24 protein-coding genes are annotated in these 25626 nt (G+C 65.7%); 13 read left to right on the top strand and 11 right to left on the bottom strand.

Annotated features, from left to right (window positions below; genetic code table 11):
- The first annotated feature begins 17 nt into the window (after nucleotides 1-17).
- On the top strand, nucleotides 18-1139 hold the full coding sequence (locus RJT48_RS08585; protein WP_311171853.1) for a pyridoxal phosphate-dependent aminotransferase: 1122 nt from the start codon (nucleotides 18-20) through the stop codon (nucleotides 1137-1139).
- A 42-nt stretch (nucleotides 1140-1181) separates the two neighbouring features.
- On the opposite strand, the gene RJT48_RS08580 is transcribed toward RJT48_RS08585, so the two are convergent.
- Together RJT48_RS08580 and RJT48_RS08575 are read right to left on the bottom strand one after the other, a co-directional pair.
- Nucleotides 1182-2357, bottom strand: coding sequence for a redox-regulated ATPase YchF (locus RJT48_RS08580; protein ID WP_311171852.1), 1176 nt, complete (start codon nucleotides 2355-2357; stop codon nucleotides 1182-1184).
- An 83-nt stretch (nucleotides 2358-2440) separates the two neighbouring features.
- Complete coding sequence (locus tag RJT48_RS08575) at nucleotides 2441-2665, bottom strand: hypothetical protein (RefSeq protein ID WP_311171851.1); 225 nt, start codon at nucleotides 2663-2665, stop codon at nucleotides 2441-2443.
- Nucleotides 2666-2897: 232 nt separating this feature from the next.
- Here RJT48_RS08575 and RJT48_RS08570 point away from each other — a divergent pair, with 232 nt between their 5' ends.
- Nucleotides 2898-3818 carry a DUF368 domain-containing protein gene (locus RJT48_RS08570; RefSeq protein WP_311171976.1) on the top strand — a complete coding sequence of 307 codons (921 nt, stop codon included), beginning with the start codon at nucleotides 2898-2900 and terminating at the stop codon, nucleotides 3816-3818.
- Between the two features lie 572 nt (nucleotides 3819-4390).
- Here the strand turns inward: RJT48_RS08570 and RJT48_RS08565 are convergent.
- Nucleotides 4391-4540, bottom strand: coding sequence for a rubrerythrin-like domain-containing protein (locus RJT48_RS08565; RefSeq protein ID WP_311171850.1), 150 nt, complete (start codon nucleotides 4538-4540; stop codon nucleotides 4391-4393).
- A 109-nt stretch (nucleotides 4541-4649) separates the two neighbouring features.
- Nucleotides 4650-5204, bottom strand: coding sequence for a class I SAM-dependent methyltransferase (locus RJT48_RS08560; protein ID WP_311171849.1), 555 nt, complete (start codon nucleotides 5202-5204; stop codon nucleotides 4650-4652).
- A 101-nt stretch (nucleotides 5205-5305) separates the two neighbouring features.
- Between RJT48_RS08560 and RJT48_RS08555 the strand changes: the two genes are divergently transcribed.
- Nucleotides 5306-5515, top strand: a complete 210-nt coding sequence (locus RJT48_RS08555) for an HEWD family protein (protein WP_311171848.1) — start codon at nucleotides 5306-5308, stop codon at nucleotides 5513-5515.
- 175 nt (nucleotides 5516-5690) lie between these two features.
- Here the strand turns inward: RJT48_RS08555 and RJT48_RS08550 are convergent, their stop codons facing one another.
- On the bottom strand, nucleotides 5691-6371 hold the full coding sequence (locus RJT48_RS08550) for an HAD hydrolase family protein (RefSeq protein WP_311171847.1): 681 nt from the start codon (nucleotides 6369-6371) through the stop codon (nucleotides 5691-5693).
- Between the two features lie 161 nt (nucleotides 6372-6532).
- On the opposite strand from RJT48_RS08550, the gene glpA reads away from it, so the two are divergent.
- Genes glpA through RJT48_RS08535 form a run of 3 tightly spaced genes read left to right on the top strand, consistent with a single transcriptional unit; the run spans nucleotide 6533 to nucleotide 10968 of the window.
- The gene (gene glpA / locus RJT48_RS08545; RefSeq protein WP_311171846.1) at nucleotides 6533-8344 is read left to right on the top strand and encodes an anaerobic glycerol-3-phosphate dehydrogenase subunit GlpA; all 1812 of its coding nucleotides are present in this window, start codon (nucleotides 6533-6535) and stop codon (nucleotides 8342-8344) included.
- Nucleotides 8331-9587: a glycerol-3-phosphate dehydrogenase subunit GlpB gene (gene glpB, locus RJT48_RS08540; protein ID WP_311171845.1), complete on the top strand. Its 1257-nt coding sequence runs from the start codon at nucleotides 8331-8333 to the stop codon at nucleotides 9585-9587. The genes glpA and glpB overlap by 14 nt, the downstream gene beginning before the upstream one ends.
- 22 nt (nucleotides 9588-9609) lie before the next feature.
- Nucleotides 9610-10968: an anaerobic glycerol-3-phosphate dehydrogenase subunit C gene (locus tag RJT48_RS08535; protein WP_311171844.1), complete on the top strand. Its 1359-nt coding sequence runs from the start codon at nucleotides 9610-9612 to the stop codon at nucleotides 10966-10968.
- A gap of 51 nt (nucleotides 10969-11019) precedes the next feature.
- On the opposite strand, the gene ileS is transcribed toward RJT48_RS08535, so the two are convergent.
- A complete protein-coding gene (gene ileS, locus RJT48_RS08530) occupies nucleotides 11020-14154 on the bottom strand; it encodes an isoleucine--tRNA ligase (protein WP_311171843.1) in 3135 nt (1044 codons plus the stop codon).
- A gap of 323 nt (nucleotides 14155-14477) precedes the next feature.
- Nucleotides 14478-15128, bottom strand: a complete 651-nt coding sequence (locus tag RJT48_RS08525; RefSeq protein WP_311171842.1) for an HVO_2922 family protein — start codon at nucleotides 15126-15128, stop codon at nucleotides 14478-14480.
- A gap of 217 nt (nucleotides 15129-15345) precedes the next feature.
- Between RJT48_RS08525 and RJT48_RS08520 the strand changes: the two genes are divergently transcribed.
- Nucleotides 15346-15804 carry a DUF7992 family protein gene (locus tag RJT48_RS08520; protein ID WP_311171841.1) on the top strand — a complete coding sequence of 153 codons (459 nt, stop codon included), beginning with the start codon at nucleotides 15346-15348 and terminating at the stop codon, nucleotides 15802-15804.
- A gap of 114 nt (nucleotides 15805-15918) precedes the next feature.
- On the opposite strand, the gene RJT48_RS08515 is transcribed toward RJT48_RS08520, so the two are convergent.
- The 4 genes from RJT48_RS08515 to RJT48_RS08500 form a co-directional block, all read right to left on the bottom strand.
- Entirely contained in the window at nucleotides 15919-16272 is a 354-nt protein-coding gene (locus RJT48_RS08515) for an SHOCT domain-containing protein (RefSeq protein ID WP_311171840.1), read from the bottom strand.
- A 6-nt stretch (nucleotides 16273-16278) separates the two neighbouring features.
- Nucleotides 16279-16695 carry a DUF302 domain-containing protein gene (locus tag RJT48_RS08510; protein ID WP_311171839.1) on the bottom strand — a complete coding sequence of 139 codons (417 nt, stop codon included), beginning with the start codon at nucleotides 16693-16695 and terminating at the stop codon, nucleotides 16279-16281.
- Nucleotides 16696-16720: 25 nt separating this feature from the next.
- Nucleotides 16721-17992, bottom strand: a complete 1272-nt coding sequence (locus tag RJT48_RS08505) for an MFS transporter (RefSeq protein WP_311171838.1) — start codon at nucleotides 17990-17992, stop codon at nucleotides 16721-16723.
- Between the two features lie 157 nt (nucleotides 17993-18149).
- Entirely contained in the window at nucleotides 18150-18866 is a 717-nt protein-coding gene (locus tag RJT48_RS08500) for a plastocyanin/azurin family copper-binding protein (protein ID WP_311171837.1), read from the bottom strand.
- A gap of 129 nt (nucleotides 18867-18995) precedes the next feature.
- On the opposite strand from RJT48_RS08500, the gene RJT48_RS08495 reads away from it, so the two are divergent.
- The 6 genes from RJT48_RS08495 (at nucleotide 18996) to RJT48_RS08470 (ending at nucleotide 25539) form a co-directional block, all read left to right on the top strand.
- Nucleotides 18996-19346 carry an ArsR/SmtB family transcription factor gene (locus RJT48_RS08495; protein WP_311171836.1) on the top strand — a complete coding sequence of 117 codons (351 nt, stop codon included), beginning with the start codon at nucleotides 18996-18998 and terminating at the stop codon, nucleotides 19344-19346.
- A gap of 2 nt (nucleotides 19347-19348) precedes the next feature.
- On the top strand, nucleotides 19349-19621 hold the full coding sequence (locus tag RJT48_RS08490; RefSeq protein ID WP_311171835.1) for a DUF7521 family protein: 273 nt from the start codon (nucleotides 19349-19351) through the stop codon (nucleotides 19619-19621).
- A gap of 133 nt (nucleotides 19622-19754) precedes the next feature.
- Nucleotides 19755-20207 carry an OB-like fold-containing membrane protein gene (locus RJT48_RS08485; protein WP_311171834.1) on the top strand — a complete coding sequence of 151 codons (453 nt, stop codon included), beginning with the start codon at nucleotides 19755-19757 and terminating at the stop codon, nucleotides 20205-20207.
- Nucleotides 20207-20689 (top strand): metal-dependent hydrolase, encoded by a 483-nt coding sequence (locus tag RJT48_RS08480; protein WP_311171833.1) that lies wholly within the window; start codon nucleotides 20207-20209, stop codon nucleotides 20687-20689. Before RJT48_RS08485 ends, RJT48_RS08480 begins: the two co-directional genes overlap by 1 nt.
- A 326-nt stretch (nucleotides 20690-21015) precedes the next feature.
- Nucleotides 21016-23163 carry a catalase/peroxidase HPI gene (katG, locus tag RJT48_RS08475; RefSeq protein WP_311171832.1) on the top strand — a complete coding sequence of 716 codons (2148 nt, stop codon included), beginning with the start codon at nucleotides 21016-21018 and terminating at the stop codon, nucleotides 23161-23163.
- A gap of 231 nt (nucleotides 23164-23394) precedes the next feature.
- Complete coding sequence (locus RJT48_RS08470; protein WP_311171831.1) at nucleotides 23395-25539, top strand: hypothetical protein; 2145 nt, start codon at nucleotides 23395-23397, stop codon at nucleotides 25537-25539.
- Nucleotides 25540-25626: the final 87 nt, after the last annotated feature.

Genomic DNA, 25626 nt, shown 5'->3' with positions numbered 1-25626 from the left:
CCGACACCGGAGAGAGTATGGCGCACTTTTCGGACCGAGTCGAGCAGGTGTCGATCAGCGGGATCCGCGAGGTCTTCGAGGCCGCGGGCGAGGACGCAATCAACCTCGGACTGGGACAGCCGGACTTCTCGGCGCCGGCCCACGCCCGCGAGGCGGCCGCTGAGGCCATCCGCGAGGGACTCGCCGACGGCTACACCGAGAACAAGGGGATGCAGTCGCTCCGCGAAGCGATCGCCGATAAACACGCCCGCGATCAAAGCGTCGACGTGGATCCCGGCAACGTAATTGCCACCGCAGGCGGGTCGGAGGCGCTCCACATCGCCCTGGAGGCCCACGTCGACGCCGGCGACGAGGTGCTGATCCCCGATCCGGGCTTCGTCTCCTACGACGCGCTCACGCGACTCACCGGGGGAACGCCCGTCCCAGTTCCGCTCCGTGACGATCTGACGCTCGATCCGGCGGCGGTCGAGGACGCAATCACCGACGACACCGTGGCGTTCGTCGTCAACAGTCCCGGGAACCCGACCGGCGCCGTCTCGCCGCCGGAGGACATCCGCGAGTTCGCCCGTATCGCGGACGAACACGACGTCCTGTGCATCTCGGACGAGGTCTACGAGTACACCGTCTTCGACGGCGAGTTCCGCTCCCCGATGGAGTTCGCCGACAGCGACAACGTCGTCGTCGTCAACTCCGCCTCGAAACTGTACTCGATGACTGGCTGGCGGCTCGGGTGGGTCACGGCCGCCACCCCCCGAATCGAGCGGATGCTCCGCGTCCACCAGTACGCACAGGCCTGTGCCGCCGCACCCTCGCAGTTCGCCGCCGAGGCGGCGCTCACCGGCCCGCAAGATCTCGTCGGGGAGATGACCGAGTCATTCCGGCGCCGACGCGACATCGTCGTCGACGGCCTCACCGACATCGGACTGGACGTTCCCACCCCCGGTGGCGCGTTCTACTGTATGCCGGAGGTACCCGAGGGCTTCGTCGACGAGTGTCTAGATCGGGGTGTCGTCGTCGTCCCGGGAGAGGCCTTCGGCGAGAGTGGTCGGGGCTACGCGCGGCTCTCCTATGCGACAGACGAGGAATCGCTGCGCGAGGCGCTGGAGATAATGGAAGATGCGTACAACGCAGTCGTCTGATCGCTGTCTCCGCCCGACGTGCCCGGGCGGACCCTGCACCTGCTAATTCGCCGTGCTGACGATCTTCACCACGTCGCCCTCTTCGAGTTCGTAGTCCTCGGCGATCCGGCGGTTCGACCGGGCGTCGACGGCGTGAAGGTACCCTTCTCCGATATCCGAGTGGACCGCGTACGCCAGATCTCGCGGCGTCGATCCGCGGGGCAACAGAAAGGCGTCGGGGAGCATCTCGCCGGTTCCGTCGGTCCATCTCGTCTCGTTTTCGACGGGATAGGCGGTCACCATATCGAGGACGTCGTAGACCGCGGTGTCGATCGCGGTCTGGACGCCGGTTCCCCCGTGCTTTTTCATCACCTCGCGGATCGTCTCCAGGCCCTTCCGCTGGGCGTCGGAGACATCGCCGACGAGGTCGAAGTCCTCGTCGCCTGGAAGATACTCCACGACGGCGGCTTCAGCGGCCGTCCGCAGCGCCCGCTCGCCGTCGGCCGTGGCGGGAACGACCGGTTTGTCGACCTCGCGCAGCCGATCGAGGTTCTCCGACGACGCGATGTCGGCCTTGTTGGCGACGAGCACGATGGGCTTCGTCCGTTCGCGGACGTCGCGTGCCAGCCGTTCGCGGTCCTCGTCGCTCCACTGCTGTGGGTCCTCGGGGTACTCGACGGCTCGCAGCGACGCCGCCACGTCGTACTCGGAGGCGCCGAAGCCCGTCAGCATCTCCGTGAGCGCCGCGTCGATGTCGAAGTCGGGCGAGCGGGACTTCCGGACGACCGTCTCCCAGTTCCGCTCGATGATCCCCGCGAGCCACTGTTCGAGTTCCGCCTCGACGAAGTCGGCCTCCTCGAGGGGGTCGTACGTGCCCACTTCGACCGGCTCTCCTTCGGCGTCGGTGCCGCCGGCGGCGTCGAGGACGGTGAGGATGGCGTCCGCGTCGGTGAGCGCGTCGAGGAATTGGTTGCCAAGCCCGCGTCCCTCGTGGGCGCCGGGGACGAGTCCGGCGACGTCGAGGAGTTCGACCGGCACGTATCGGACGCCGTCCTCGCAGTTGCCGCAGCGTTCCTCGCGGTCGAGACACGGACAGCGCGTTCGGGCGTGGGTCACCCCGCGGTTGGGATCGATCGTGGTGAACGGGTAGTTGCCGACGTCGACGTCGGCCATCGTCGCGGCCCGATAGAAGGTAGACTTGCCCGCGTTGGGCTTGCCCGCGAGCGCAAGCGAGAGCATACCGGAAGGAGAATCGACGGCGGGAAGTAGGTTTCCGTCCCGCCGCCACCGACGGGGCGATTTGCCCAGTCTTTTGCTACTGACTACGGCGACTCCGCCTCGATACGCTCCCGGGCGATTTCGTCCATCTTCGACGCCAGTTCCTCGGCATCCGCCTCGGTGAGCTCCGTCTCCTCGGTGAGTTCCTCGAGCAGTTCGAGTTTCTCCAGCCGCTCTCTGATCGCCTGCTGGACGACTTCGTCCCAGTCGGCGTCCGGCTGCTCGTCCATCCGCTGTTTGAGATCCCGATCGACATCGACGGTTACCATTGGCATATGGGAACATATCTCAATGCAAACTACTGTTTCTTTCGGCGGATTCCCTCGTCCGCTGTCCACGCCACGAAACGAAAGCCCGGAGTAGGGGGCTCTCGAAAGGGGTCGTATGTCGAAAGAGCGGGACGGGTCGCGAACCGCCGGGGAGACGACCAGCGAGAGCGCAGCGGCGACGCTCGATCCGACGGCGACATCGTGGCTCGTCGTCTACCTGAAAGGCGTCTGTATGGGGGCAGCAGACGCCGTACCCGGGGTTTCTGGCGGGACGATCGCACTCGTGACCGGGATCTACGAGCGGCTGATCGTCGCGATCACCGCCGTCTCGCCCGCCCGCATCTACGCGGTCCTGACCGGGATACTCCCGGACCGCCGCGCGGACGCGATCGAGGCGCTCCGCGCGGTCGACGCGGGATTCCTCGTCGTCCTCGGTGCGGGGATCGCAACCGCTATCGTCACGATCACTCGCGTAGTCCACATCGGAATTCAGACGGTCCCGGTCGTCACGTTCGGGTTCTTCTTCGGACTCATCGCGGCCTCGGCGTGGGTACTGTTCTCGGAGGTCGCCGTGGATACGCCGGCGCGTGTCGGTGCCGCCATCGCGGGATTCGTCTTCGCCTTCGTCGTGTCGGGGCGCGCGGCGGCGACGCTGGGCACCGGGCTACCTGTGACCGTCGTCGCGGGTGCGGTCGCTGTGAGTGCGATGATTCTGCCCGGCGTCTCCGGGTCGTTGCTGCTCATCATCCTCGGCCAGTACGAGTATATGACCGGGACGCTCTCGTCGTTCGTCGACGCCCTGCTCGCGCTCGTAACGGGCGGGCCGATCGCGCCGCTCCGGGAACACGGCGCCGTCGTGGTCGCGTTCCTGCTCGGTGCGGTCGTGGGCCTGTTCACGGTCGCCCACGCGGTCCGCTGGGCGCTCGCACGTGCCCGGGCAGCGACCCTCGCGTTCCTCGTCGCGCTGATCGTCGGCGCACTTCGCGCACCGGTCGCCCGGACGGGGACGCAGCTCGCGGAACTGGGACGGACCTGGACGCCGACTGCGGTCGCGGCGTTCTCGGCGGCCGCGGTCGTCGGAGCGCTCCTCGTCGTCCTCCTCGATCGATATACTGGGATCGCCGAGATCGACGGAGAGACGCGACCTGACTGATCCTCATACTGATTACTCTCGTCTCTTCCCGCCGAACGCCGCCAACAGGGGTAGCGCTCGGCGGTAACAAGTGAGAGTAATCATTATCAGCGCGCATTCGAGTACGCGGAGCCGACGTATTGAGGCGCAAAGCCGATGGACAGTCCCGCCCAGCGAGCAACGGCGAAACGGAATCCGATGCCGGATCGAACGCGCGGCGGAGTAGAGGCAGAGGTAGTCCGAGCGGTTCCAGCAGCGTTCGTCGTCGACAATCGTGCACACAGTGGCACGGACTACCGGATTCGACCGTGTCGGCGGTCGGGGAGCCGCCGGCAGAGCCGACGGCGACGCCCCGAGCGATCCGGCGAACTCGGGAGATCCGCACGGTCGAATCGTGTGGCCAGTTGTAGTAGCGTTTGCAACTGATTACTCACCCGGTCGCACGCCGCCGTGCGATCGGGTGAGCGAAGACGGGCAAACGCTACTGTCGTGCCGGCGGCCGACGGGAGTAGATGCCACCCGACCGACGGGACTGCATCCCGCGTGGCATCGCCCGTCCGGCGTCGCCGGCGGTTTCGCGTTCCCCAGCCAGATCACTCCCGTGGGACCGCGATGTTCTGTAACGATTCGCTGCCACAGGCGTCGCAGACGCCGCCGGAGTCTGCGCGTGCGCCGCAGACACAACATTCGTACCGGCTCTCTTCCGGGTGGTATGGATCGATGTCTCGGTTGTATATCACCATATATGGTAGCAGTCCACAAGGACGCAAAAGGGTTCCGTTAATATGGCAGAAATGGATATAGATACCTATAATCTCTTAATATTAGGGCGATTATTAGCCGCTTTTGAACCTATCTGGACGCGACGTGGACGAACGTCTCTCGGCGTGAGGCCGCTTCGAGCGTCGTGAATCCGGCCTCCTCGAACGCCTCGACGGCGTCTGCGAGCCCGAAGCGTTCGTCCATCGGCGGACCGTCTGCCCCCGCGCCAGTCTTCGACCAGTCGACGGTGACGACACGGCCGCCGGGGCGGATCACCCGCGCCAGTTCCGCGAACGCCTCGTCGGCGGCGAACTCGTGGTAGGTCATCGTCGAGAAGACGGCGTCGAGTTCGTCGTCAGCGAAGGGAAGCGACGCGGCGTCGGTCGTCACGAACTCGACGTTGTCCGGGGCACCGTTCTCCCGGTACAGGTCGTGCATCTCGGGCTGCACGTCGATCGCATAGACTCGGTCTGCGTGTGGCGCGATCTCGTCGGTGTAAAAGCCCGTCCCGCTCCCGATGTCGGCGACGACGTCTTTCGGAGCGAGGTCCAGGGCGGCCAAAAGCTCCTCGCGCGAACAGAACCGGTAGCGACCGGGGTCCTCGAGGTCGGCGGCCCGCTCGTGGTCGAACGTGTGGAATCCCATACGCTGCGAACGAGTGGCGCGGGCAAAAGGCTGTTCGACCTGACTTGCGGCCGCTGCCGAAGGAGTCACTGTTAAATCACTCGGGCGTGCCATCTCCAGTAATGACACCGGGACTCCGCACACCGAGCGAACGGATCTGCGAACGCTGCGGACGGATCGAAGTGTGGGACGACGACGCCGGTAGATGGCAACTCGCCGTGAACGACGAGGGTGAACCCCACACTGTGGGAAGCCCCTACTGTATCCACGAGTGGGACATCAACGGCACGTTCGTCCCGTTCGACGACAAGAGCGACGCCGCCGAAGCGTAGCGACACCGCCGAACGAATTTTATCCTTCGACTCGGTCACCTCGACCTGAGCGAACCCTTCTCGCGACCGGTCACCTCGACCTGAGCGAACCCTTCTCGCGACCGGTCACCTCGACCTGAGCGAACCCTTCTCGCGACCGGTCACCTCGACCTGAGCGAACCCTTCTCGCGACCGGTTACGCCGACCTGAGCGAGTCCAGTACCGAACTCGTCCCGTCGAAGTACGATTTCTCCACGACAGTGCCGGCGGCCTCGCGCGCGTCGGTGTCCGCGTTGGCGACGGCGAACGACCGGCCCGCGGCCCGGAACAGCGAGACGTCGTTCACGCTGTCGCCGATCGCGACGAAGTCCGTCGGTTCGCGGTCGAGCACGTCGGCGACGGTTTCGAGGCCGGTGCCTTTCTCGACGCCCGGCGTCTTGACGTGGTAGGCGTAGCCGGTATCGAACACTTCCAGGTCGTATTCGGCGGCGACCGTCCGCAGGAGGTCCAGGTCGGCTGCGGTGTTGACAGCGACCTCGGTCTCGCGCCACTCGTTGAGTGCAGCGAAGCCGGGCCAGCCGAGATCGCCCCCGCGCGCGACGAATTCGTCGGCAACGGCCTGCGCGCGGTCGCGATCGCCCTGATACGAGACGGTCCCCTTAGCGAGCACGACGCCGCCGTTCTCGGCGATCACGTTGTTTTCGAGGTCGAAGTAGTGACAGAGGCTCACCGGGTACGGAAACGCCTTCCCCGTCGCGAGGACGACGGGCGCGTCCCAGGTCGGTAGGTACTCGAACGTGCGCGGGTCGAGGCGGCCCGAGCCGTCAGTGAGTGTTCCATCGATGTCGAGGACGAGCGGCGGTGTGTCGGCAGTCATCGCTCCGGCTTGGCGCCGGTGGCTGAAATGTCCACCGTTGCGGGACTCGACGACGGCGCCGATGGTCCGCCCGCGCCGTCCCGACGGACGGTGCCCGCCGCCCCTCGCTGTCCCGACAGACGCTACTCTAAAGTGCGTGCTGGCAAAGATAAAACTGGGAAATGAGTAAAGAACCGAGCGTCCTCGTCATCGGCGGGGGATCGACCGGCTGCGGCATCGCGCGGGACCTCGCGATGCGCGGCCTCGAGGTCACCCTCGTCGAGAAGGGCAACCTGACCCACGGGACGACCGGGCGGATGCACGGGCTCCTCCACAGCGGCGGCCGCTATGCGGTTTCCGACCAGGCATCCGCCGAGGAATGTATCCGGGAGAACCGCGTGCTCCGCCGGATCGCCGGTCACTGCGTCGAGATGACCGGCGGGCTGTTCGTCCAGCGCCCCGAGGACGACGACGACTACTTCGAGCGGAAGCTCGAGGGCTGCCACGACTGTGGAATCCCCGCCGAAGTGCTCTCCGCCGACGAAGCGAAGGCGTTGGAACCGTACCTCGCCGAGGACATCGACCGCGCGATCCGCGTCCCCGACGGCGCCGTCGATCCCTTCCGCCTCTGCGTCGCCAACGCCGCCGACGCCGTCCAGCACGGCGCGCGCGTCGAGACCCACAGCGAGGTCACCGACGTGCTCGTCGAGGAGGGCGAAGTCGTCGGCGTCGAGGTCGAACACGACGCCGGGACCGGGACGTACGAGCACGGAGAGAGGAGGGAAACGGAGGAACTGTACGCCGACTACGTCGTCAACGCCACGGGGGCGTGGGCCGGACAGATCGGCGAGATGGCCGGCGTCGACATCGCCGTCCGGCCCTCGAAGGGCGTGATGACGATTATGAACGTCCGGCAGGTCGACACCGTCATCAACCGCTGCCGGCCGAAGGGCGACGCGGACATCGTCGTCCCCCACGAGACCACCTGTATCCTCGGGACGACCGACGAGGAGGTCGACGACCCCGAGGACTACCCCGAGGAGGGATGGGAAGTGGATATGATGATCGACACCCTCTCTGAGTTGGTGCCGATCCTCGCGGAGGCCCGAACGATCCGCTCCTTCTGGGGCGTGCGGCCGCTGTACGAGCCGCCGGATGTCGGCAGCGAGGACCCGACCGACATCACGCGGCAGTTCTTCCTCCTGGACCACGAGGAGCGCGACGACCTGGGGGGAATGACCTCTATCGTCGGCGGCAAGCTCACGACCTACCGGCTGATGGCCGAGGAGATTTCCGATCACGTCTGTGGGAAACTCGGCGTCGACGCCGACTGTCGGACCGCCGAGGAGCCGCTGCCGGGCTCTGCGGACTTCTCGATCCTCCGCGACTGGATGGACGAGTTCGGGCTCCGCTCGCCCATCGGCCGGCGGAGCGGCCAGCGGCTCGGGTCGCGGGTCGACGAGGTGCTCGGCGAGTGGGACGGCCCCAACCCGACCGTCTGTGAGTGCGAGGCCGTCACGCGCGCGGAAATTCACGACGCGATCGACGGCGCCGGCTCGGAACTCAACGCCGTCCGCATCCGGACCCGGGCGTCGATGGGGAACTGTCAGGGCGCGTTCTGCTGTCACCGGATGGCGAACGAACTCTATCCGGAATACGACGAACCGACCGCCCGTGCCGCGCTCGATGACCTCTATCAGGAACGCTGGAAGGGCGAACGCCACGCGCTGTGGGGCGAGCAACTCTCACAGGCGATGCTGAAGCATCTCCTCCACGCGACGACGATGAACCGCGACGGCGATCCGGCCGCATCGGACGACCCGGTCGACTTCGGGGCGTTCGATACAGGGGCGAGCAGGGAATCCAGCGACGGGAGTGCGAACGCCGCCGAGAGATCGGGGGAGGACGGCCACGTCGGCGTCACCGACGGCGGGACGCCGAACGAGAATCCCACTGCCGACCGCGACCCCGGAGGGACCGATGCCGATCCGTGACGACGTCCTCGTCGTCGGCGGCGGCATCGCCGGGATGACGGCGGCACTGGCGGCCGCGGAGTCGGGGGTGCAGGTCCGCCTGCTGTCACACAAGAAGAGCACGCTCCGGCAGGCCAGCGGTCTCGTGGACGTCCTCGGCGCAGCCGACGGCGCGAGTCCGATCGCCGAGCCCTTCGAGATGATCGACCGTCTGCCAGAGACCCACCCGTACCGCATCGTCGGCGTCGACGCGATTCGGGATGGGCTCGGGCTCTTCGATTCGGCCGTCGGCGACGCCTACGTGGGCGGCCACACCGACCGCAACGCCCTCGTGCTCACCCACGGCGGGACGATCAAGCCGACAGCGCGGTATCCGGCGTCGGTCGAGCCGGGGCTGGCGAGCGTGCCCGAGGATACGCTGCTCGTCGGATTCGGGGGATTGACGGACTTCGACGCGCCGGCCGCCGCAGACCATCTCGCGGCGACCGGCGTCCCCTTCGAGGTCGACGGCGCGACGGTCGAGTTCCCGATCACGTTCCGCGACGACGCGCGGACGACGCGGCTGGCGAAGGCACTCGACGACGACGAGGAGGACGCCCGGGAGCGCCTCGCCGACGCCGTCGCCGCCGAACTCGACGGCCACGAGCGCGTCGGGTTCCCGGCGATGCTCGGCGACGACCACGGCGACGCGGTGCGTTCGGAACTCGAAGACCGCCTCGGCGCGGCGGTTTTCGACATCCCGACTGGCCCGCCGAGCCTGCTCGGGATGCAACTGGAGGACCGGCTGATCTCCGCGCTCGACGCCGCCGGTGTCCGGATGGCATCCGGCAACCCGGCGGTCGGCTACGAGGCCGACGACGGCCGGATCGAATCCGTGCTCGTCGACCGGCGCGGAACCGAGGTGCCGTACTACGCCGACGAGTTCGTCCTGGCGACGGGCGGCCTCGTCGGCAAGGGGATCGAGTCCGACCGGGAGTCGGTCACGGAGCCGCTGTTCGGCTGTCACGTGCCGCATCCCGACGACCGCTACGAGTGGTCCGAGGCGGCGGCGTTCGGCGACCACGCCTTCGCGCGCTTCGGCGTCGACCCGGACGACGACCTGCGGCCGAGGGACGAATCGGGCGACGAACACTTCGCGAACCTCCGGGCTGCCGGCGGCGTCCTCGGCGGCGCCGACGTGGCCCGCGAGAAGTCCGCCGCGGGCGTCTCGCTCGCGACGGGCGCGTACGCCGGGCGACGCGCGGGCGAGGAGGTGACACAATGAGTATACGGGAGACTATCATCAGATGAGCGACGCAGAGAACCCCACGGAGCCGATGGAACCGATCGCACAGGACGACGCCGACTTCGAACCGGTCTCCGTTTTCGGCGACGACGACGGCGCGATGGACCTGCGGCCGGGCGCGGACAACTGCTACAAGTGCTCCGTCTGTGATACCTCCTGTCCGGTCGCCGAGGTCGACGACGACTTCCCGGGGCCGAAGTTCCAGGGTCCCGAGCAGTGGCGCCTCAAGCGGAAGGAGGACATCGACATCGACGACTCGATTATGTCCTGCTCGAACTGTATGCGGTGTGACGACGCCTGTCCGTCGGAGGTCCCACTGTCGCAGATGCACAACACCGCCCGCGGGGCGTACGTCGACGAGCAGATGAGCAAACTCTCTCTCAAGTACATCCGCAACCGGATCCTCGCGAACTACCGGACGTCGGCGTGGTTCGCGAGCAAACTCCCGCGCGTCGCGAACGCCGTGATGAACTTCGGGCCCGCCCGGTGGGTGATGGAGAAGACGCTGGGCGTGACGGCCGAACGCGAGTTCCCCGCCTTCGCCACCGAGACCTTCCAGGAGTGGTGGCGCAAGCGCGGCGGCGCGGACGCCTCACGACAGAACGCCCGCGCGGCGCGAGTACGCCGTGGCGAGCCCGTCGACGCCGACAAGAAAGTGGCGTACTTCCACGGCTGTTACTCCAACTTCAACACCCCGGAGGTCGGCAAGGCGCTCGTCCGCGTCTACGAGTCGTTCGGCTACGAGATCGTCGCCCCGGAACAGCGGTGTTCGGGCACGCCGATGTTCGCAAACGGGATGCTCGACGACGCCGAGCGCGCCGCGGAGGTCAACGTCTCCTCCTTTTCCGACCTGATCGCGGAGGGGTACGACGCGGTCGCCTCCTGTACCTCCTGTTCGATGGCGCTCAGACAGGAGTACCCGGAACTGTTCGACATCGACGGCATCGAGGACCTCGCGGAGAACACCTCCGAGTCGCTCGAGTACCTCCGGATCCACGAGGATCTGGAGGCCGAACTCGCCGAGGCAAGCGCCGACGAAGGCGCCTTCGCCTATCACGCGCCGTGTCACGCCCGCAGTCAGGGTGTCGACCGGCAGGCGATCGAACTGTTCCGCGACCTCGACGGCGTGAAGATCGAGGACGTCGGCGACTCCTGTTCGGGGATCTCGGGGACGTACGGCTGGAAAGACGAGAAGTACGACAACTCGATGGAGATCGCCGAGGAGATGTTCGAGCACATGCACGGCGCAGAGGGGGACACCGGGATGACAGAGTGTCCGACCTGCGCGATGCAGATGGAACACGGGACGGGCTACGAGATCAAACACCCGCTCGAAGTGCTCGAAGCCGCGCTGTGCTGATCTTCGTCGTTTGAGGGCGCGCTCTGCTGAATTTGACCGTTACGGCGCCCGCTACCCGGCGTCGATCGGTTCGACGCCGATCGTGACCGTCACGCCCTCGACGTCCCACTCTTCGACGAGTGCCGACTCGCCGTCGGTCGCCAGATCGGGACCGTCGACGAACTCCCGGGTTCGGGTCTCCTCGGCGACGACGTCGCGGTGACGGTCGACGAAGTCGGCGACGCGGTCGTCGGCGACGTCGACGTAGGTGTCGATCTCGCTGTCGACGTCCAGTTCCAGCCGCTTTCGCATCTCCTGGATCCGGCGGACGACGTCGCGGGCGTACCCCTCGGCCTCGATCTCGTCTGTGAGTTCGGTGTCGACGTACACCGTCCCGCCGTCGAAGTCTGCCGCCGAGATGTACTCTGGCGGTTCGGCCTCGTAACTCACCATCTCATCTTCGAGTTCGTAGGTCTCGCCGTCGACTTCGACGCCGGCCTCGACTTCATCGCGCGTCAGTCCCTGGACTGCCTCCATCACCTTCTGGGCGTCGGCGCCGAACTCGGGGCCGATCACGCCCATCTCAGGGCTGGCGCGCTCGACGAGTTCGTCGAACTCGGCGACGACGTCGATCGAGCGGGCGTTGACGCGCTCGGAAAGGAGATCCGAGAGCGACTCGACCGCGGCTCTGACGTCGTCGTCCTCACTGGCGACGATCACGCGCGAGACGGGCCAGCGGAGCTTCCGGCCGCCCTGCTGGCGCGCGTTCGCGGCCGCCTCCTCGACGTCTCTGAGCACGGCCATCTGCCGTTCGAGTTCCTCGTCGCGCAGCGTCTCGTCGGCGCTCGGGTACGACAGCGCGTGAACGGTCGTCTCGCTCCCGTCGAAGTGCTGGTACATCCGCTCTGCGAGGTAGGGCGTGATCGGTGCCAGCAGCCTGATCGTCTCGTCGAGCACCGTCGCGAGCGTGGCGTACGCGCCGCGTTTGGAGGCCGAATCCTCCTCCTCCCACATCCGCTCGCGGATCGCTTTCACGTAGAACCGGGAGACGTCCTCCGTGAGGAAGTCGAGCACGGCGTTGACGGCGGTGCTGACCTCGTAGTTCTCCCAGGCCTCGGCCGCCTCGGCCTCGACGGTCTGGAGCCGCGAGAGCACCCACTCGTCGACGACCGTGAGTTCACCCTCGTCGAGGTCGGCGTCGGCGGGGTCGTAATCGTCGAGATCCATATACGGCAGCGGGAAGCGGAAGACGTTCCAGAAGATGTTGAGCGTCGACTGCATCTCGCCGAGGCCGTCCCACTCGAAGGAGAGATCGACGCCCTGCTGATCGTGGCTGAGCAGGTACGCCCGCAGCGGGTCGCGGCCGGCCCGCTCGATGGCCTCCTCCGGGGTGACGATGTTCCCGAGCGACTTCGACATCTTTCTCCCGTCTTCGTCGTTGACGAAGCCGTGCATCATCACCTCCTCGTAGGGGGCTCGTCCGACTGCGGCCGTCCCCATTCCGAGTTGCGACCAGAACCACCCGCGAGTCTGGTCGTGGGCCTCGACGATCCAGTCGGCGGGCCACAGTTCCTCGTAGGCCTCGGTCTTGCTCGGGTAGTCGATCGTCCCCCACGTCGCGACCGAGGAGTCGATCCAGACGTCGAAGACGTCCGGGACGCGCTCGTAGGTTTTGCCGTCCTCGGTGATCGTCAGCGGATCGACCGAGGGCCGGTGCAGGTCGATCTCGTCGGGGTCGATGTCCTGATCGACGCGCTCTGCGAGTTCCTCGCGCGTGCCGACGACGATCCACTCGCCGTCCTCTGATTGCCAGATCGGCAGCGGGATCCCCCAGTAGCGCTGGCGGGAGATGTTCCAGTCCGGCGCGTCGGCGACGAAGTCGTGGAAGCGGTTGTCGCGGGCCCACTGCGGATACCACTCGGTCTCCTGGATGTTGTCGAGGAGTTCGTCTTTGATGTCGGTGACCGTGATGAACCACTGGTCGGTCGCCAGGAAGATGATGTCCGTGTCGCACCGCCAGCAGTGGCCGTACCGGTGGTCGTGCGTCCCGGACGCGAGCAAGTGCCCGGCCTCGTCGAGATCCTCGATGATCGGGTCGTTGGCGTCGCGGACGAAGGTGCCGGCGTAGTCGCCCCCTTCCTCGGTGAACTCGCCGCGGCCGTCGACGGGGACGAAGGTGTCGAGTCCGAGTTCCTGCCCGCGGGCGAAGTCCTCCTGCCCGTGCCCCGGTGCGGAGTGGACCAGCCCCGTTCGGTCGGCTTCGACGTAGTCGGCGGTGTACACCTCGCCTGCGCCCTCGAAGTCGGCGTGCTCGTTCAGGTGCGCGGCGAGCGGGTGGTCGTACGTCCACCCGACCAGGTCCTCGCCGGTGAAATCCTCGATGACCTCGTAATCCTCGTATCGTCCTTTCTTCAGGACGTCCTCGACGCAGGGTTCCGCGATGTAGAGCGTCTCGGTCTCGCCGTCTTTCTCGGCTTGGACGGCCTGGTAGGTCATCTCCTCGTCGACGGCGACGAAGGTGTTCGCCGGGATGGTCCACGGCGTCGTGGTCCAGATGACGAGGCTGCCCTCTCGATCGGAGAGCGGGAACTTCACGTAGATCGAGGGGGAGGTGATCTCGTCGTACTCGACCTCGTTTGCGGCGATTGCTGTCTGACACCGCGGGCAGTAGTTGACCGAGCGTTTGCCCTGCTCGACGAGGTCGCGCTCTGCGACCTGCTGGAAGGCCCACCACGCGGCCTCCATATACTCGGGCGTGATCGTCTCGTAGGGGTCGTCCCAGTCCATCCAGACGCCGATCGACTGGAAGTCCTCGTCCATCGCCTTCCGGTTGCGCTCGGCGAAGGACTTGCACTCCTCGATGAACGCCTCGATGCCGTACTCCTCGATGTCGCGTTTGGTCTCGAAGCCGAGTTCCTCCTCGACTTTCACCTCGATCGGGAGGCCGTGCATGTCGTACCCCGGCCGGTCCGTCACCCGGTGGCCCGTCATCCGCTTGTACCGGATGACGGCGTCCTTCAGTGTCTTGTTCCACGCCGTCCCGAGGTGCATCTGCCCGGAGGTGTACGGCGGCCCGTCGACGAAGAAGAAGGCGGGGTCGTCGGCGTGTGCCTCCTTCGTCGCCTCGTAGGCGTCGGCATCGTCCCAGTACGTCTCCACCGCGGCCTCGACGTCCGCGGGCGTGTACTGGTCGTCGACTTCGTCCATACGAGTGGAGAACCGACGAACGTATATGAAATCCGTGGAACCGCCGCGAGCGGCTGGCGGCTCAGGATGACGCCACCAGGGTGGCTGTTGGCTCGAATGACGCCACCAGGGTGGCTGTTGGCTCGAATGACGCCACCAAGGTGGCTGTTGGCTCGAATGACGCCGCCAAGGTGGCTGTTGGCTCGAATGACGCCGCCAAGGTGGCTGTTGGCTCGAATGACGCCGCCAAGGTGGCTGTTGGCTCGAATGACGCCGCCGAGGTGGCTGTCGGCCCGGAGTGACGCAACAAGAAGGGGTCAGGGTGGCGGCGGTCGCCCGGGCGGCTAGTCCTGCAGTTCGACGGCGGCACCGCGGATATTCTCCTTGACGCTGTCGAGTCCCTGCTTGGCCTTCTGTTTCGAGGCGTACCCCTGGCCGCCGTCGGCGATGATCTGACCGTTGTCGTGAACGAGCCGCCAGCGCCACTTGCCGCCCTTGTCCTCGAACAGCTCGAAGGTCGCGTCGCTGCCGCTCTCTACGTTCTCGGACTCGTCGTCTTTCGACTGGTCGACGACGGCCGCGCCCGGGGCGTTGGTTCTGACGCTTTCGAGTCCCTGTTTGGCCTTTTGGGTCGAGGCGTACCCCTCGCCGCTGTCGGCGATGATGTTGCCGTTGTCGTGGACGAGTCGCCAGCGGCGCTGTCCCGCGGTGTCCTCGTAGAGCTCGAAGGTCGCTTTACTGCCGCCGGCGTCGATGTCGAGGTCGCCATCCTCCTCCACCCACTCCATTTCGACATCGAGGGTGAGTTTGTCGCCGGTGCGCTCGACTTCGACCGCCAGTTCGGGCTCCATCGGCGGGTCGACCGTGACTGTCTGTTCCTCGTCCGCCGGGAGGGGTTCGCCGCGTCCGAGGGCGCGCGCCAGCCGTCGCAGGTAGGTGGCGATCCCGTTCCGGCTTCGCGTCTCCTCCGATTCGTAGAGTGTCTCCTCTGACATACGGCGGACAATGGGACGGTGCTCATTTAGTAATACTCCCGGAACAATCGGTCCTGGGTCCCAGTATGCGGATGCGGCGCCATCGCCGGGAACGACGCGGGTGACTGAGACAGAATGGGTCGGTTGCGCTCTGTCGATCAGTTCGCGATCCGAGCCGTGACGAACTGTGCAGGTGTCACGTCCGACAGTATATGGGCGTCGACGCCGAAGAGCCGGTATGTCTCTGAACGTCGACGTTCCGGCGCCGCCCGAACTCGAGGAGATGGATCCGAACGACTACGAGGACGCCGAGGTGGTGGGCGACACCGACTACAAGCGCGAAGAGATCGAACAGCTACTTCGAGACGGCGCCTGGGAGGAGGCGTTCACCGACTGGGCCGCGCGGACAGACCTCGACGAGGAGGACTTCGCGATCGTCACCGACCTCGCACTGCTCCGTGAGTTCGACTTCTTCTGGGACTCCTTCGCCGAACGGGTCGGCTACCACGCCCCGGGGATCCCGGAAGACTGGAAAGAGCGGAACTACCACCCCGACCTCGACTCGTGGGGGTCGGTGTCGGCGATCAACGCTGGCCTGACCGAACTGGGACAGACCGTCTGTGACGTGCTGAAAGACGAGTACATCACGTGGGAAACCGAGTACGAGGCACCCGACGACCTGCCAGATTTCGACTAACCCGAGACTGTCGCGTCGGCAGGCTTCTGCGACCACACGGTATTGCCGCTCGCTTCGAGACTTTCTACTTGATACTGAGTCGTTCGAGCAGATTCCAAGCGGATCAGGTAGTAATCACTCCGATCGTTCGAGCGTCTCGCGTCGGGATTCGAACTCTTCGTCGGTGAGGTCGCCACGAGCGTACGCCATACGGAGTTCCTCCATCGCGGAATCCTGATCCGCCTGCGTTTCGCTTATGCGCCGGAAGACGAGGTAACCACCGCCGACGAGCACGAGGAGCAAAACGAGCGGGAAGAGCATCCCGACGAACGGCCACCAGCCACCTGTCCCCCCGTATTGGCCCATCATTCCTCCGTACCCCATCATCCCGCCGAACCCTAACCCCATCATCAGCAAGGGGAGGAGGATGAACGCTCCGAGGATCAGGAGCAGTATCGTCGTCGGATCCAGTCGATCGGAGGAAGACATCCCAACTCAGGCCTCCGATGCGGGATCGAACTCGTCCGTAACGGCGGTCAGGACACGGTCGAATCGCTCGGAGACCTCGGTTGCGATCGAATCAAGCGCGTCGTTGTCCGTGATCCCGATCAACTGTCCCGGGTCGACTGCACTCACGACGACAGCGCCATCGTCGCGCTCGTAGACGATGACGTTGCAGGGTAAGAGCGCACCGAGTTCGATCTCCTCGTTCAATCCTTCGTACGCCAGCGAGGGATTACACGCACCGAGGATCCGATACTGGCGGAACTCTTCGCCGAGTTTCTCTTCAAGTGTCGCCTGGATATCGATATCACAGAGGACACCGAACCCCTCATCGTTGAGTGCAGCAATCGTGGCGTCGACCACGTCGTCGAACTCACCATCGGTTGTGGTCTGTGTTGTGTATTCCATAGAATACTATACCCTGTCCACGGGGTTAATCGTTTGGTCCCTGCACCGGACGAAGGGCGAACGCCCCGAGGCCTGCAGCCACCACTAGGACGGCGCCGATGTAGAAGGCAGTCGACCAGCCAAGGAGGGCGATCATCGCGCCGGTGACGGTGCCGCCGAACACGCCGCCGGGGACTTTCGCGGTGTAGATCGCCGCGTAGTTCTCGGAGGAGCGCGCCTCGCCGTAGTAGTGGCCGACGAGACTCGGAAAGATCGCGAACACCGGGCTTCGAAAGAACGCTGCTGCGCCAACGAACACGACGAACAGCGTCCCGTACCCACGAACCCCGCTCGCGACTGCCGCGGCGAGTGAGAATCCACACAACACGAGCGAGGTGCCGGCGGTCCGCTCGCCCCCGAACCGATCCGACAGCCCACCGAGTACCAGGATCCCGCCGCCGTCGGCCAGCGCGATGACCGAGGCCACGGTCGTTGCTGTCGCCGGCGAGAGTCCGAGTCCGGTCGTGAACCCGACCGACTGGCCGATCAGCATCAGTCCCACGCCGTTGACGACGACCATCACGCCGTAGAACACCCAGAACTGCCACGTTCGTGCCGCGGTCCGCCACCCGACTGCCTCCGTCGACGTCGCGGGCGCGTCGTCAGTATCCGCCCGGGTATCGGAATCGGGATCCGAACTGGAATCGGGTCTCTGCTCCGTCGACGCGCTCGACGTGGATTCGCCGGTCTCACGGCGGGGATCGCGGAGCACGCCCGCCGCAAGCAGTCCGACGACCCCGACGGCCACCGCCATCACGAGAAGCGTCCGGGTGAAGGCAGCGTCGATCGCCCCTCGCACCAGCGGGATCAGCACGAAACTCAGGCCGCCGTAGGCCATCGAGACGATCCCGGTCGCCAGGCCGCGGTACTCGTCGAACCACTTGACCGGCGTGTTGATCGCGACGGTGTAGGCGATCCCGGCCCCGAGACCGCCGATCGCGTACGACGCGAACGCCACAGGGAGGATCGGGGCGACGGCGAGTCCCACGTATCCCGCGAACATCAGGATCCCCGAGACGGCGAGGAGTTTCCGTGGGCCGTAGCGATCCCGGATGCTCCCCGCCGGCAGTTGCACGAGTGTCTGCGTCACCACGAAAAGCGTGAAGACGGTCCCGAGCGCGGTCTGTGAGGCGGGAATTCGGGCCCCGACCGCGGCACTGAGCGACGACCAGACGAACTGGTATGTTCCGGCCGCGCCCATCACGGCCGCGCCCAGCGCTACGTACACCCACCGGCGCGACGATCGCTGGCCACCCATCGTGGGTGACTCCACGGGTCCCGGTAATAGACTTTTATCAGTCGAACGCGATGGTGGCCGTCTCTGTGATAGCGTCGTGAGGGAGACACACCCCACCGCGACCAAAAGAATGGAAGATGGAGGGATGGCGATCGACTACGAAAGGGTTAGAACCGATCTAATGAGTGTGGCCCAGCGCCTCGTTGCACATCTCGTTGAGTTCCGCGATCTTGGTGCGGACGGCTTCTGGCTTGCTTTCCGGCGGGTCTTCCAGCGCCGGTTGATCGTGTGCGTCCGGCTCGCCGACGATGACGCTCCCGATCATACCCATCGTCTCGTGGGGCGCACAGTAGTAGTGGTAGACGCCCTCGGTCTCGAAGGTGTGCTCGAACGTCGCCCCCGACTCCGACAGGAGACCGCTGTCCCACGACGCCGCCCCGTCGGGGACGAGCTGCGGCTGGTCGTTGTCCGGGTGATACGCCGCCGTCGAGTGGCTGCCGCTCTCGTTGACGAACGTGACCGTCCCGCCGACGGTGACGCGGACGACGTGCGGCTCGAAGTGTTCGCCGTCGTCGGTCGAGAGCATCGCGACCTCCGCGGTCTCGGTCGGCTCCCCGACCGTCTCGTCGTGTCCGTGACCGTCCTCTTCGTCGTGGTGCCCAGATTCCGTTTCGGTTTCGTCGTGGCCGCCTTCTTCGTTGTGACCGCCTTCGTCGTCGTGGTGTTCCGTCGCCGTCCCACCATCCTGGTGGTCTTCCTCGGCAGTCGCAGTGGACTCAGCATCCTCGGCGGCACCGCCCACTCCCGAGCCCGTACAGCCAGCAAGGCCGGCGACCGCAGCGCTGCCGGCTACTCCCAGCACTCGTCGACGCGTGCACAGTTTATTGGTTGGCATCATCGGTCACCTCTCAGTTGAACCGAGGAGACGGGGCTACAAAGACAGAGTCGCTGTTTTGCACGCGACGCAAAACTCACCGTTATTTAAGCACTCTGGCCTGATTTCCTGCTATTGCGAGGAACAGCCGTGTCCGAGGATGATCGCGCCGACGAACTGCTGGAACTCCTCGGCGAGAAACGCGTCCGCCAGATTATGGCCGCCACGAGTCGCGAGTCGCTCTCGGCGAAAGAACTGAGCGAGGAGTGTGACGTCGCCCTCTCGACGATCTACCGCCGCGTCGAAGAGATGGTCGACAGCGACCTCCTCGTCGAAGGGACGGAGATCGAGGCCGACGGGAGCCACCACAGCGTCTACGAGGCGAACGTCGATCGGCTGGCCGTCGATATCGAGGACGGGGCCATCGATATCAACATCCACGTTCGAGAGGACGCCGCACAGCGGTTCTCGCGCATCTGGAACGACATCCGGGACACCTAACTATGCACATCGAACTCGTCATCGCGAAACTGATCACAGTCGGACTGGGCCTCTTGATAACGTATCAGGCGTACCGTGGATACAGAGTCTACGGCAGCGAGCCGATGCTATACGTCGCCATCGGGTTCCTGTTCATCAGCATCGGCGCTGTCATCGAAGGCATCCTCTTCGACGTCTTCGGCCTCTCGATCTTTCTGGCTGGTACTATCCAGACCGCGATCGTCGCGGTCGGGATGCTGTTCGTGCTGTACTCGTTGTACGGACAGATGCACTGATATTGATTACTCTCGTCTCTTCCCGCCGAGCGCCGTCGACAGGGGTGGCGCTCGGCGGTAAAAAGTGAGAGTAACCAGTATGAGGCGATGCGAGAGCGAAACGGTAAATACACGGAGGTGTCCCGTTGTTCGTGTGCGTCGTCTTCCGGCTTTCATCGCCCTGGTCGTCATCCTCGCCGGACTGGTCGTCGGGTTCGGTTTTCAGTTCAACGGGTCCGACGCCTACCCGGATTCCGAGGCGATCGGCGAAGAATATTCCACACACGTGGGCGAAAAGGCTCATCTGTGGGGCGAGGTTGTGGGAATCGAGGACGGGTCCGTTGTGATAGGATTCGAGGGGCTACGGCTCAGGGTGACCGCGCCCAAACCAGGGACGGTCGCGGTCGGAGATCAGGTCCAGATATACGGTACTCTGGCCCCCGACCGGCAGTTCGAGACGACCGCGTATCACGCGCAGTCGCCGGCTGATCGGACGTATATGTACGGCGTCTCGGTGCTCGGCAGCCTCCTCGCTGCGGGGGCCTTTCTCCGACGATGGCGGATCGACACCGACGAATGGCAGTTCGTCCCGCGGGAGGGGACCTGATGCCAGATCTGCTCACTCACGTGCTGCTCGCGTACGCTCTGGGCGTCCTTGCCGTCCGGCTGACGTCCCTCCCAGATCGATATCTCCCGGTCGTGATGGTCGGGGCCGTGATGCCGGACGTGATGAAGGCGACCGTCCTGTTGGATATTTCGGTCGGCAGCATTTCGGGAATTCCCTACTCCTTCTGGGCGGTCCACACGCTCGGTGGAGCCGTCGTCCTCGGAGGGATCGGTGCGCTGACGATCCGCGATTCCGACCGCGGCGTCGCATTCCTGTCGCTCGTCGGCGGCGGCACAACCCACTTGTTCTTGGATCTGTTCGTGATTCGGGTCGACGGAATCGCACCGCCGTATCTCTTCCCGCTCACCGGGTGGCTGCCGCCGGCTGGCAACCTCTATGCCAGCACGGACGTCTGGCCTGCCGTCGGAGCCCTTGCGGTGGCTATCCTCGTCTGGGCCGGCAGACGACGAGCCGGGAGCTGAATCCGAGAAGGTCGGATTCGTCGGGACCTCCCGTCGCGGAGTCCATCCGTGGCGACCTTTCTGTTTCAGCCGTCCGTTTAGATGGTCAGTTTAGTCTGTTCGTTCGGTGCCGATTCCACCATTGTCGCGACAGCCCCGACGCGAACCAGTATATGAGTGGTCATTGCGACTCTGTGAAAAACGATTCTTCGAAAACGCCGTGGTAACTCCGAAAGAGTAGCTCATCGCGGATAGAGTTTCACGTATTCGATAAATCGCTTTGCGGCAGCGAAGGATCGCTTTCCAGATTAGTCAATATTATATGCCGAAGCGATAATCAGTAAACGATGAACAGGTCCGACCAGGATTGGTGGCCGAATCAGCTGAACCTGAAAATCCTCGACCAGAACACACAGGACGTGAGTCCGCTGGGCGAGGAGTTCGATTACGCGGAGGAGTTCGAGGAACTCGACTACGAAGCGCTGAAAGAAGACCTCGAGGAGGTAATGACGACCTCTCAGGACTGGTGGCCGGCCGACTACGGCACCTACGGTCCGCTCTTCATTCGGATGGCGTGGCACAGCGCCGGCACGTACCGCACCACTGACGGGCGTGGCGGGGCAGCAGGCGGCCGACAGCGGCTTCCGCCGATCGACAGTTGGCCGGACAACGTGAACCTCGACAAGGCCCGACGACTGCTCTGGCCGGTCAAGCAGAAGTACGGCCAACAGATCTCGTGGGCCGACCTCATCGTCCTCGCCGGTAACGTCGCCCTGGAGTCGATGGGCTTCGAGACGTTCGGCTTCGCCGGCGGCCGCGAGGACGACTTCACGCCCGACGAAGCCGTCGACTGGGGTCCCGAAAGCGAGTGGGAGACGACGTCGCCCGACCGCTTCGAAGAGGACGGGAGCCTCGCGGGGAAGCTTGGCAACACCGTGATGGGCCTCATCTACGTGAATCCGGAGGGGCCGAACGGCGAGCCGGACGTCGAAGGCTCGGCGAAGAACATCCGGGAGTCGTTCGGCCGGATGGCGATGAACGACAAGGAGACGGTCGCGCTCATCGCCGGCGGCCACACCTTCGGGAAGGTCCACGGCGCCGACGATCCCGAGGAACACGTCGGGCCCGAACCCGCCGCGGCCCCCATCGAGCAGGAGGGACTCGGCTGGGAGAGCGACTTCGGCGAGGGCAAAGGTCCCGACGCGATCACGAGCGGGATCGAGGGCCCGTGGAACACGACGCCGACCCAGTGGGATATGAGCTACATCAACAACCTACTCGACCACGAGTGGGAGCCGGAGAAAGGTCCCGGGGGGGCGTGGCAGTGGACCACGGAAGACGGCGAACTCGACAACGCCGCTCCCGGCGTCGAGGATCCCGCCGAGAAGGAAGACGTGATGATGCTGACGACGGACATCGCGCTGAAGAAGGATCCGGACTACCGGGAGGTCCTCGAAGAGTTCCGCGAGGACCCGATGGAGTTCCAGGACGCCTTCGCGAAAGCGTGGTACAAGCTCATTCACCGCGATATGGGCCCGCCGGAACGGTTCCTCGGACCGGAGGTCCCCGAGCAGACGATGCTCTGGCAGGATCCCCTGCCTGACGCCGATTACGACCTGATCGACGAGGCGGACGCCGCCGAACTCAAATCCGAGCTGCTCGACTCGGAGCTGTCCATCTCGCAGCTCGTCAAGACCGCGTGGGCGGCGGCGTCGACGTACCGCGACAGCGACAAGCGCGGCGGCGCAAACGGCGCCCGCATCCGCCTCGAACCCCAGCGGAGCTGGGAGGCCAACGAGCCGGAGCAGCTTGAATCGGTGCTTGCGACGTACGAGGCGATCCAGGCGGACTTCAACGACGCCCAGTCGGACGATACGAGAGTCTCCCTCGCCGATCTGATCGTGCTGGGCGGGTACGCGGCCGTCGAACAGGCCGCGGCGAACGGCGGCTACGACGTCACCATCCCGTTCGAGCCGGGACGCACCGACGCCACGCAGGAGCAGACAGACGTCGAGTCGTTCGAGGTGCTCGAACCGGATGCGGACGGCTTCCGGAACTACCTCAGCGACGACGCCGAGCAGGAGGCCGAGGAGCTACTCGTCGACAAGGCCGATCTGCTGGACCTCACGCCCGCCGAGATGACGGTGCTGGTCGGCGGGATGCGGACGCTGGGTGCGACCTACGAGGGATCGGCCCTCGGCGTCTTCACCGACGATACCGACGCGTTGACTAACGAATTCTTCGAGACCCTGCTCAACAACAATCTGGAGTGGGAGGTGGCCGACGAGTCCGAAACCCGCTACGAACTTCGCGACCGCGACACGGGCGACGTTCAGTGGGAAGCGACCCGCGCTGACCTCATCTTCGGATCGAACTCCCGGCTCCGCGCCATCGCTGAAGTCTACGGGTCCGCCGACGGCGAGGAGGAGTTCGTTGAGGACTTCGTCGACGCCTGGCACAAAGTGATGACCCACGACCGCTTCGACCTCGAATAGGCGGGAGAGCGGTTCACGGCGAAGTTTCGCGGGTCGATTTTTGGATCGACAACGGCTGGTGCCCGCTGCACGTAGTGATGATCACACGGAGTGAGGGCCGTCTCAGGCTTCTGTCAGGGGAGGCGAAGGGATGGACTCTGTTCGGGTACAATGCCGTTCGGAGACCATCGGACCCCACCCCGACCAGCGCCGAGTCAAAGTATATCCCCTCTGGCCGGAAATAGGCGCGCTATGACTGGGGATGAGGAACGAAAGCGATCCGGTGAGTCGAGTCGACGGCGCGTCCTTGGCGCCTTCGCCGCGGGCGTGTTGACCGGCGGAGGCGCCGCGACGGCGTGGTTCCAGACACGCCCGGTCGAGCAACCGGCCGACCCGGAACCGACACCCGAACCGACTCCAGAGCCCACCGTCACCGCCACGCCGGAGCCGACCGCCCCAGCCATCGTGCAGCGGTATGCGCCGGACCTGTACTTCGGCCGGCTCGAAGAGTGGTACCCGACCGACCCCACGGAGTTACTCGGCGCCGGCGATCGCGTCCTGGATGGCTTCGACGCCCTCGATAGCTACGCCGCGGCCTTCACCGACCCCGAGTCGCCGCCGTGGCCGACGGTCTTCTACAACGTGGTCGCGGACGCCGGCAGTCCAGGTATCGACGTCATCCAGTACTGGATGTACTCGGCGTTCGACCAGTTCACGGTGAACTTCCATTGGCACGACTGGGAACTACTCCAGGTGTTCGTCGACCGTGAGACGGGGACACCCCTGCTGCTGTCGGCCAGCGCCCACTCCCGGAAGGTGCCCAACAACGAATATGCCGACCCGCCCACCGCGGAGGAACGTCGGCCCGGGGTGCTGGCGGAGGTCGGCTCCCACTCCAGCACCTGCGAGACCAACGCCGTCGTCCCGACGTTCGAACGGGTCCCGTCCTCTGACTGGGACTCCGACATCACGAACGATGCCGTCGATATCTCCGCGCGGGTCCGTGCCCCGTTCGCCTACGGCCTGCCACGCGACGAGGGAGCGCGGCTGCCGTTCGTGATGCCGGAACTGGACGGCCAGCCGCTGGACGAGCATCCGGACCTGTCGGTCAACCGCGAGGACTTCATCGACGAGCGGGTCACCGTCGGCTCGTGGAACGGTCTCCCGCGGCCGCCCACGGATATCCCGGTCCGGGAGCCGGGGATCGTGCTGACCAGCCCCGAGAGCCGGACCGACGGCGACGTCACATACGCGCTCGAACCGATGGCGCGAGTCCGCGAGGCCATCGACGATTTCGTGGGTCCACAGCTGAGCTTCGAGTTCGCCGTGCCGGGCTTTGCCGAGGACCGACTCGCCAGCCATATCACGTCTGTCGGCATCCCGTGGGAGCAGCCCCGCTTTGCGGACCCACTGGCGGATGTGACCGACCCGGAACACCGCCGCAGTATCGCTGGCGACGTGCCCGGTGGGCTCGCCGACCGTGTCGTCGGCAGAGTTCGACAGCTCCGGGCAGGCGCCGAAGGGACTGTAGAGCATGTGAGCGACGACGCCCAGTCGGCCCTGGCAGACCAGATTCCCGTCTCGCTGTTCGGGGTCCCGGTCGAGGCCGCCGTCAGGCTGGCCAGTCCGGACCCGGTCGCGACGGTCACCCGCGGCGGCGTCTTCGGCCTGTTGCGTGTCGAGCGGGGCGACCACCTGCTGGTGGTCAACGGGCCCGGTTACGCGCCGATCGCCGAGCGGTTCGACCACGACGGCGGACTGGTCCGTGCCGGCGCCGGCGGGGAACTCACCGTCGTCGCCAGCGAGGACGCCGCGACGATTCGGGGCGACGGCCGCGCCGCGAACGGTATCGAGCGCGTGCGAGTCATCGAGGACTACGCCGGCACGGTGTACGATAGCCGCCCGGTCGAACCGGATCGGTACAAGATTCCGGTCCACCGCGCGGGGACCTACACGGTCGAGGTGGTCGACGGGGACGGGCGACGTGGCGCCTACCGCGTCACCCCGTCCGATTTCGGTGATGCCGACGACACCGTCAGGGAGACCGTGGAAACGGGCAAGGCGTCGCTGGCCCGCTCGCTGGCGGCGTTCCTGGGGGACCTGCGCGACCTCGCGGGTGACCTGGCGGAGGGAGATGGCGCGAGGGGACAGGTGCTCGAACTGCTATCGAGCGCCCAGCGGGCCGTCGAGGACGCGGTCGCCGCCGCCGAGGAGGGCACGGCCGAGCGGTCGAACGACAGACTCCGTGCGGCTGTCGACGACCTCCAGCGCGCTCAGGAAATCCTTCGGAGTGACGGCCAGGACGGCTACACCGACAGTTCAGTGGCCGCGCTCGTCCCCCGCATCAGCCGCGCCATCGACGACGCCCAGGTGGCCATCGAGACGCCGCTGGGCTGAGACCGAAGAATATGAGAATATCGCAACGGTTCGGACCGCGTATGGGTTGGGGCGGCCTTCGTCTTCTTGCCCCGCTGCTGTCGTGTA

It is taken from the genome of Halobellus ordinarius, from assembly GCF_031823395.1.
Lineage (GTDB): Archaea > Halobacteriota > Halobacteria > Halobacteriales > Haloferacaceae > Haloquadratum > Haloquadratum ordinarius.
This window is presented reverse-complemented; position numbering and strand designations above follow the sequence as displayed.

Excerpts from the sequence above, each read along its gene's own strand:
- RJT48_RS08585 (WP_311171853.1), top strand. The coding sequence starts at position 18 with ATGGCGCACTTTTCGGACCGAGTCGAGCAGGTGTCGATCAGCGGGATC.
- RJT48_RS08580 (WP_311171852.1), bottom strand. The coding sequence starts at position 2,357 with ATGCTCTCGCTTGCGCTCGCGGGCAAGCCCAACGCGGGCAAGTCTACC.
- RJT48_RS08575 (WP_311171851.1), bottom strand. The coding sequence starts at position 2,665 with ATGGTAACCGTCGATGTCGATCGGGATCTCAAACAGCGGATGGACGAG.
- RJT48_RS08570 (WP_311171976.1), top strand. The coding sequence starts at position 2,898 with ATGGGGGCAGCAGACGCCGTACCCGGGGTTTCTGGCGGGACGATCGCA.
- RJT48_RS08565 (WP_311171850.1), bottom strand. The coding sequence starts at position 4,540 with ATGGTGATATACAACCGAGACATCGATCCATACCACCCGGAAGAGAGC.
- RJT48_RS08560 (WP_311171849.1), bottom strand. The coding sequence starts at position 5,204 with ATGGGATTCCACACGTTCGACCACGAGCGGGCCGCCGACCTCGAGGAC.
- RJT48_RS08555 (WP_311171848.1), top strand. The coding sequence starts at position 5,306 with ATGACACCGGGACTCCGCACACCGAGCGAACGGATCTGCGAACGCTGC.
- RJT48_RS08550 (WP_311171847.1), bottom strand. The coding sequence starts at position 6,371 with ATGACTGCCGACACACCGCCGCTCGTCCTCGACATCGATGGAACACTC.
- glpA (WP_311171846.1), top strand. The coding sequence starts at position 6,533 with ATGAGTAAAGAACCGAGCGTCCTCGTCATCGGCGGGGGATCGACCGGC.
- glpB (WP_311171845.1), top strand. The coding sequence starts at position 8,331 with ATGCCGATCCGTGACGACGTCCTCGTCGTCGGCGGCGGCATCGCCGGG.
- RJT48_RS08535 (WP_311171844.1), top strand. The coding sequence starts at position 9,610 with ATGAGCGACGCAGAGAACCCCACGGAGCCGATGGAACCGATCGCACAG.
- ileS (WP_311171843.1), bottom strand. The coding sequence starts at position 14,154 with ATGGACGAAGTCGACGACCAGTACACGCCCGCGGACGTCGAGGCCGCG.
- RJT48_RS08525 (WP_311171842.1), bottom strand. The coding sequence starts at position 15,128 with ATGTCAGAGGAGACACTCTACGAATCGGAGGAGACGCGAAGCCGGAAC.
- RJT48_RS08520 (WP_311171841.1), top strand. The coding sequence starts at position 15,346 with ATGTCTCTGAACGTCGACGTTCCGGCGCCGCCCGAACTCGAGGAGATG.
- RJT48_RS08515 (WP_311171840.1), bottom strand. The coding sequence starts at position 16,272 with ATGTCTTCCTCCGATCGACTGGATCCGACGACGATACTGCTCCTGATC.
- RJT48_RS08510 (WP_311171839.1), bottom strand. The coding sequence starts at position 16,695 with ATGGAATACACAACACAGACCACAACCGATGGTGAGTTCGACGACGTG.
- RJT48_RS08505 (WP_311171838.1), bottom strand. The coding sequence starts at position 17,992 with ATGGGTGGCCAGCGATCGTCGCGCCGGTGGGTGTACGTAGCGCTGGGC.
- RJT48_RS08500 (WP_311171837.1), bottom strand. The coding sequence starts at position 18,866 with ATGCCAACCAATAAACTGTGCACGCGTCGACGAGTGCTGGGAGTAGCC.
- RJT48_RS08490 (WP_311171835.1), top strand. The coding sequence starts at position 19,349 with ATGCACATCGAACTCGTCATCGCGAAACTGATCACAGTCGGACTGGGC.
- RJT48_RS08480 (WP_311171833.1), top strand. The coding sequence starts at position 20,207 with ATGCCAGATCTGCTCACTCACGTGCTGCTCGCGTACGCTCTGGGCGTC.
- katG (WP_311171832.1), top strand. The coding sequence starts at position 21,016 with ATGAACAGGTCCGACCAGGATTGGTGGCCGAATCAGCTGAACCTGAAA.
- RJT48_RS08470 (WP_311171831.1), top strand. The coding sequence starts at position 23,395 with ATGACTGGGGATGAGGAACGAAAGCGATCCGGTGAGTCGAGTCGACGG.